The organism is Nocardia sp. NPDC004168 (assembly GCF_040610355.1).
In the GTDB taxonomy this organism is placed as follows: domain Bacteria; phylum Actinomycetota; class Actinomycetes; order Mycobacteriales; family Mycobacteriaceae; genus Nocardia; species Nocardia sichangensis.
The window spans coordinates 181392-187758 of record NZ_JBEXME010000014.1; the positions used below are offsets into that span (position 1 = coordinate 181392).

7 protein-coding genes and 1 pseudogene are annotated in these 6367 nt (G+C 69.8%); 5 read left to right on the forward strand and 3 right to left on the reverse strand.

Annotated elements, in window-relative coordinates; translation table 11 throughout:
- Positions 1 to 85 precede the first annotated feature (85 nt).
- Entirely contained in the window at positions 86 to 451 is a 366-nt protein-coding gene (locus tag ABZW96_RS24260; protein ID WP_355077916.1) for a helix-turn-helix domain-containing protein, read from the reverse strand.
- 103 nt (positions 452 to 554) lie between these two features.
- On the opposite strand from ABZW96_RS24260, the gene ABZW96_RS24265 reads away from it, so the two are divergent.
- On the forward strand, positions 555 to 1049 hold the full coding sequence (locus tag ABZW96_RS24265) for a luciferase family protein (protein WP_355077917.1): 495 nt from the start codon (positions 555 to 557) through the stop codon (positions 1047 to 1049).
- Positions 1050 to 1078: 29 nt separating this feature from the next.
- A complete protein-coding gene (locus ABZW96_RS24270) occupies positions 1079 to 1513 on the forward strand; it encodes a lipocalin-like domain-containing protein (RefSeq protein ID WP_355077918.1) in 435 nt (144 codons plus the stop codon).
- Here ABZW96_RS24270 and ABZW96_RS24275 read toward each other — a convergent pair.
- Positions 1474 to 1941, reverse strand: coding sequence for a biotin/lipoyl-containing protein (locus ABZW96_RS24275; protein WP_355077919.1), 468 nt, complete (start codon positions 1939 to 1941; stop codon positions 1474 to 1476). The genes ABZW96_RS24270 and ABZW96_RS24275 overlap by 40 nt on opposite strands.
- Before the next feature lie 15 nt (positions 1942 to 1956).
- The gene (locus tag ABZW96_RS24280) at positions 1957 to 2739 is read right to left on the reverse strand and encodes an SDR family NAD(P)-dependent oxidoreductase (protein WP_355077920.1); all 783 of its coding nucleotides are present in this window, start codon (positions 2737 to 2739) and stop codon (positions 1957 to 1959) included.
- Positions 2740 to 2912: 173 nt separating this feature from the next.
- Between ABZW96_RS24280 and ABZW96_RS24285 the strand changes: the two genes are divergently transcribed.
- From ABZW96_RS24285 to ABZW96_RS24295, 3 genes and pseudogenes are all read left to right on the forward strand, one after another.
- Entirely contained in the window at positions 2913 to 3332 is a 420-nt protein-coding gene (locus ABZW96_RS24285) for a nuclear transport factor 2 family protein (protein WP_355077921.1), read from the forward strand.
- Positions 3333 to 3358: 26 nt separating this feature from the next.
- Positions 3359 to 3967 (forward strand): malonic semialdehyde reductase, encoded by a 609-nt coding sequence (locus tag ABZW96_RS24290; protein WP_355077922.1) that lies wholly within the window; start codon positions 3359 to 3361, stop codon positions 3965 to 3967.
- A 219-nt stretch (positions 3968 to 4186) separates the two neighbouring features.
- Positions 4187 to 6260, forward strand: a pseudogene (locus ABZW96_RS24295) (glycosyltransferase family 39 protein).
- Positions 6261 to 6367: the final 107 nt, after the last annotated feature.

Below are 6367 nucleotides of genomic sequence, written 5' to 3' on the forward strand. Positions count from 1 at the left end.
CGCCACCGCGCTCGGCGCTCGTCCGCGATGGCCGGCGCAGCGGCCGCCCTGGACCACGGATCACTCGTGTCTTCGGTAGGGCGGATCAGCCCGGGGTCTCTCCCGAGTCATAGGCGGCGCGGGCCGCGAGGACCTCGCCGAGGTGTTCGGACGACCAGGTCACGATGCTGCTGAACACCGGGGTGAGCGTTCTGGCCAGTGGGGTCGCCTCGTATTCGACGCGCGGCGGGACCTCGGGGTGGTAGGTGCGCGCGACCAGGCCGTCGCGTTCGAGCTGGCGCAGGCGCTGGGTGAGGACCTTGGGTGTCAGGCCGGGAATGCGCTGTTGCAGTTCGGTGAAGCGCAGCTTGCCGTCGTGGGTGAGCACCCAGAGCACCTGGGTGGACCAGCGGCCGAACACCAGGTCGATGACGGGTGTGATCGGACAAGGGTCGACCGGCGCGGTTGTCATACGTCCTCCCGGTAAGTCACTTTCCCCTTGGTTACTACTATACTTTGGAAAGTAATGTGTTTCCAGGGGTCGCGAATACGCGAAATCCGAAGGGAGCACAGTCATGACGACGACAACAGTGGACGGCCGCCTGGATCTGCCACGGCGCTCCGGTGACCGGCCGCGCACTCGTGCGCACAATCCGCACCAGCAACTCGACCAGATCGCTCCGCCGGAGTTGCAAGAGGAGCTGTGGTCGCGGATGACCACGCTCGACGGCGTTCTGCTCGGCCGCAGTGGAGTCTCCCTGCCCGACACCCGGGCCCTGCACCTGCGGCCGACGATCGCCCATGGACCCGGCGAGGCGTATCTCGCGGGCACCGAATTCGCCCACCTGCACGGGCACGGGGACGGCAGTCTGCACATGTGCCTGCCGAAAGACACTGTGGCGCAGTCGATTCGGTTGGGCTGGGCGGAGGCGCATCCGATGGCCCGGCGGGGATACCTGCCCGGGACGCTGGTGATGGTGTACGGGCCGCGCGATCGCGAGGAGCTGGACGTCGTCTGGCAGCTGGTGCGGGCCAGTCACCGATTCGCCCGGCAACCGGCTACAGCGTGATTAGAGCGGCGGCCGCCATCGTCGGTGTCATGAACGCAACCGATCTTGTCGGCACCTGGGAACTGGTCTCCTACTACGACATCGACGAGCAGGACGTCACCAGCACGGGACCGCTCGGCGACGCACCACGCGGCCTGCTGATCTACGGCGCGCACGGTTACATGTCGGTGAGCATGATGCGCACCGACGGAGCCAAGGGAGCCACCCCGTTCATGGGGTACGCGGGCACCTGGCGGCGCACCGGCACGGAGGTGGTGCACGCGATCAGCGTCTGCTCCAACCCGGCTTGGGCGCGGACCGAGCAGGTGCGGCAGATGTCGCTGAACGGCGACGTGCTGACGCTCATCGGCGCCGCACAGGTCGGCGGGCGGACACAACGCCGGGTGCTCACCTGGCGTCGCGGCCGCCCGCTCGAAACACACCGTCATTCCGGCGAATACGAGAACAGGGGCTCGTCGAATTGAACCGGTTCGCCGTCTTCCTTGAGGATCCCGGTGATCACGCCCGCCTGCGCCGTCACCGGGATCATCAACTTCATCGCCTCGACGATGCCGACCTGCTGCCCGGCGCTCACCCGTTCGCCGACCTCGACGAACGGGTCCGCGCCCGGCTCAGGGCATCGGTAGAACACGCCGACGCTGGGCGCGCGGACGACCGCGCCCAGCGCGGGAGCCTCCGGCGCGGCGACGGCTTCCACCGCGGCCGCCGCGATCGGGGCGGGCAAAGCCGCCCACTCGGCCTCGACGGTCACCTCCCCCACCTGGAAGCGCAGTGCGCTCGGCTGCTGCGGAAAGCCCGCGAGCAACTGCAACGCGCCGGTCTGGATCGCCTCCAGCACCCGCAGATAGTCCTCGTGTCCGGTGGTGGGGACGTTCTCCTCCACTGCGGTCATTGCCGTCACTCCTTGTCAGTAATTACCCAGGCCGCCACAGACGTTCAGCGCCTGCGCGGTGACGGCGCCCGCTCCGGGACCGATCAGATAGTCGACCATCGCCGCCACCTCGAACGGCTGCACGTAGCGGCCGATCGGCACTCGCGCGCTGACCCGGGCGTGCACCTCGTCGGTGTCCACGCCCCACAGCCCCGAATACACCTCCCGCACCCGCTCGGCCATCGGCGTCTCCACGAATCCGGGGCACACGGCGTTCACGGTGATCCCGGTCTTGGCCAGCTCGAGGCCGAGCGCTTTGGTGAAGCCGACCACGCCGTGCTTGGACGCGGAATACGGGGCGCCGTGCACCACGCCCTGTTTACCGCCGGTGGAGGCGATGTTGACGATGCGGCCGCTGCCGCGCTCGAGCATGCCGCCCGCGTTCAGCACCGCCTTCGTCATCAGGAACACGCTGTTGAGATTGGTGTTGATCACGTCGAACCACAGTTCGTCGGTCACCTGCGCGGTGACGCCGCCGCCGCTGCGGCCCGCGTTGTTGATCAGGATGTCGATCGGGCCGTAGCGCCGCACACCCGCGTCGACGTACTCGCGGACCTGCGCGGCGTCGGCGACGTCGCAGACGGTGCCGTCCACCTCGTGACCGTCGTCCTGCAGACTCTTCACCGTGTCGGTCACCCGCTGCTGATCGCGAGCGCAGAGGAACACCGCGATCCCCTGGGCCGCCAGGCTTTTGGTGATCTCCAGGCCCATTCCGCTGGTCGCTCCGGTGACCAGCGCGACGCGCCGATTTTCCGCCATGACTCCTCCATCGGTCGAACTTCCGAACTCGCCGGGCTTCTCGACCACCAGGGTCGACCCGCGTCCTATAGATCCGGTCAACCGCGGACGACGGAGATCGGCTCAACCGAGGCTCTAGCGGCGTGGACCACGCTGGCGTGCAGCCGAGCCCCGCCGCGACCACAGGAGCAACCATGACCACCGTCGCCAGCCGCACCGAGTTGTACGCCGAGGTCCAGCAGTTCTACGCCGAACAGATGCAGCGGCTGGACAACCGCGACATCCCCGGCTACGCCGCGACTTTCACCGAGGACGCGGAATTCGAGCACACACCGGGCATTCCGCCGGCCCGGACCAGGGCCGGGATCATCGCCGACCTGGTCGAGTTCCACAAGCGCTTCGAAACCGACCCGATGCAGCGCAGGCATTGGTTCAACATGATCAACCTGCAGCCGCAGGACGACGGGACCATCGTGTCCACCGCCTACTGCCTGGTGGTGAAGATCCGCCCGAACAGCAAGCCGGAGATCGCGCCGAGCTGCGTCGTGCACGACGTGCTCGTCCGCGCCGACGGCGCCTTGCTGACCCGGTCGCGGCGCGTCGTCCACGACTGATCCGACCACTATCGAGGAGAAACCCTGTGAACTCCGTTCAGCCGGACTTGCTCACGCTCGCCGCCGACGCCGGGGACCTGCTGTTCCGGGAGGCCCGCACGGCGAACGCCTTCACCGACGAGCCGGTCACCGACGAGCAGATCCGCGCGATCTACGAGCTGGTCAAATACGGACCGACCTCGATGAATCAGCAACCGCTGCGGATCGTTCTGGTGCGCAGCCCCGAGGCCAGGGCCCGGCTGGTCACCCACATGATCGACAACAACAAGCCGAAGACGGCCGCCGCGCCGCTGTCGGCGATCCTCGCCGCCGACCTGAATTTCCACGAGCACCTGCCCACGGTGTTCCCGCACGCGCCGGAGGCCAAGGACTACTTCGCGGACGCCGACTACCGCGCGGAGTCCGCGCGCTTCAACGCCCTGATCCAGATCGGCTACTTCATCCTCGGCGTCCGTGCCGCCGGTCTGGCGGCGGGCCCGATGAACGGCTTCGACGGCGCGGGCCTGGACGAGGACTTCTTCCCCGGCGGCGAATACACCGGCCTCGTCGTGGTCAATATCGGCAAGCCCGGCCCGAACGCGTGGTTCCCGCGTTCGCCGCGACTGGCGTACGAGGAGGTGGTCAGCACGGTGTGATCCCGCCGAGCGAGTGACGAGGGCCGCTCGGCCGCACAGCGCACTCCCAGGTTTGCCCCAGCTTGCGGGCAGGCTGCCTTCCTAGCCTTCGAGCAGAGGTTCAGACGAAAGGAAGGCGAAATCATGGCGCTGATCACGAGCGTCCCGCCGGGCGTCGCGGCCGACGAGCGACTCGTCGGCGCCCATCGCGCACCGGCACGCCGGTCCCGGGCGGATCGCGTGTTCTTCGGGCCCGCGACCCAACCGCGATGGGCGCGCCCGGCGTTGTTCGCGCTGCTCGGCGCGACCGCGGTGCTGTATCTGTGGAATCTGACGATATCCGGTTGGGCGAACGAGTATTACGCCGCCGCGGCGCAGGCGGGCACGCAGAGCTGGAAGGCACTGCTGTTCGGCGCGCACGACGCGGGCAACGCGATCACGGTGGACAAGCCGCCCGCGGCGCTGTGGGTGATGGGGCTGTCGGGGCGGCTGTTCGGATTCGGCTCGTGGTCGCTGCTTGCGCCGCAAGCGTTGATGGGCGTCGGCTCGGTGGCCCTGCTGTACGCCGCGGTGCGGCGGTGGAGCGGGCCCGGCGCGGGCCTGCTGGCGGGTGCGGCGCTGGCGGCGACTCCCGTCGCCGCGTTGATGTTCCGCTTCGACAACCCGGACGCGCTGCTGACCCTGCTGTTGATCGCGGCGGCCTACTGCACGGTGCGGGCGATCGACTCGCACGACCCGCGCTGGCGTTCGGCGAGCACCGGCTGGCTCATGCTGGCCGGTGTCGCCATCGGTTTCGCGTTCCTGACCAAAATGATGCAGGCGTTCCTGGTCCTGCCCGCCCTGGGTTCGGTCTTCCTGGTCGTGGGCGCGGGCGGATTCTGGTCCCGCATCGGCAAATTGGTCACCGCGTGCGCGGCCATGGTGGTCGCGGGCGGCTGGTACGTGCTGCTGGTGGAGTTGTGGCCCGCGGATTCGCGCCTACATCGGCGGGTCGACCGACAACAGCCTGTGGGAACTGGCGCTCGGCTACAACGGCATGGGCCGGTTGCTCGGCGGCAGCGGCAATCCGAGTGGAGGGGGATCCGGCGGCCCCGGCGGCGGCGGGGGCATGGGCGGCGCGTTCGGCGGCGACACCGGACTGGCCCGGCTGTTCAGCGGCACCATGGCGACCGAAGTCTCCTGGCTGCTTCCGGTCGCGCTGATCGGCTTGGTCGCCGGGCTATGGCTGAGTGGCCGCGCGCCGCGCACCGATCGGCTGCGGGCGGGGTTGATCCTCTGGGGCGGTTGGTCGCTCGGCACCGGCCTGGTCTTCAGCTACATGAGCGGCATCATCCACCCGTATTACACGGTGGCCCTGGCGCCGGGCGTCGCCGGTGTCGCGGCGATCGCGGTGACGCATCTGTGGCGGCGGCGCGGGCACGTGGCGGCCAGGATCACCTCGGCACTGCTGTCGGCGGTCACCGGCGCCTGGGCCTTCGTGTTGCTGAACCGCACGCCGGACTGGCTGCCGTGGCTGCGCTGGACGGTAGTGGCCGCGACGGCGATCGCCGCGGTGGCGCTGCTGGTGGGCGCGCACCGGTCGCGCCGGATCGCCGTCGCGATCGCGGCGACGGCGTTGCTCGCCGGATTCGCCGGGTCGACGGCCTACGCGGTCGAAACGGTCACCCACGCGCACAGCGGCGGCATCCCCACCTCCGGGCCCGCGCAGGCGGGTTCCATGGGCGGGCCCGTTGCGGGCGGAGCCGGTGGTCCGGGCACGGGAGCGGACGACGGCCGCGCCGAGGCCGCCGACGGAGCGTCCGGGGCCGGCCGCGCGGCTCCTCCCGGCACAAGCCGGCCGACCGGAGACGCGGCTCCCACCGGCAGCGAACTGCCCACCGGAGACATGGCGGCCGACGGCGGCATGCCGACCGGTGACGGGGCTCCCACGGGCGGAGCTCCCGGCGGCGGTGGACCGGGCGGCGGCGCCGACAACGCCGAGCTGAACGCCCTGCTGAAGAACACCGACAGCCGGTGGTCGGCGGCGAGCATCGGCTCCGGCACCGCGTCGAGCTTGGAATTGCGCACCGGCACGTCGGTGATCGCGATCGGCGGCTTCAGCGGCGGCGACGACGCGCCGACATTGGCTCGGTTCCAGCAGTACGTGGCCGATGGCGAGGTGCACTGGTTCATCGCGCAGGGGCAGGGCATGCGGCCCGGCTCCGAGGGCGAGAAGTCGGCCGCGGACGAGATCGCCGAGTGGGTGAAGGCGCACTACACCGCGAAGACGGTCGGCAACGCCACGGTCTACGACCTGACCGCACCCACCAGCTGACGATTCCGATCCCTGCCGACGGAGTATCGGGGCGGGGCCCGACCCGCCCGGAAAACGGGAGCGGGGGCGCCCCCCCCGGGGGGCCCCGGCCTAAACACCCAGGGGGC

Coding starts and splice junctions, on each gene's coding strand:
- ABZW96_RS24265 (WP_355077917.1), top strand. CDS start 555: ATGACGACGACAACAGTGGACGGCCGCCTGGATCTGCCACGGCGCTCC.
- ABZW96_RS24260 (WP_355077916.1), bottom strand. CDS start 451: ATGACAACCGCGCCGGTCGACCCTTGTCCGATCACACCCGTCATCGAC.
- ABZW96_RS24270 (WP_355077918.1), top strand. CDS start 1,079: ATGAACGCAACCGATCTTGTCGGCACCTGGGAACTGGTCTCCTACTAC.
- ABZW96_RS24280 (WP_355077920.1), bottom strand. CDS start 2,739: ATGGCGGAAAATCGGCGCGTCGCGCTGGTCACCGGAGCGACCAGCGGA.
- ABZW96_RS24285 (WP_355077921.1), top strand. CDS start 2,913: ATGACCACCGTCGCCAGCCGCACCGAGTTGTACGCCGAGGTCCAGCAG.
- ABZW96_RS24275 (WP_355077919.1), bottom strand. CDS start 1,941: ATGACCGCAGTGGAGGAGAACGTCCCCACCACCGGACACGAGGACTAT.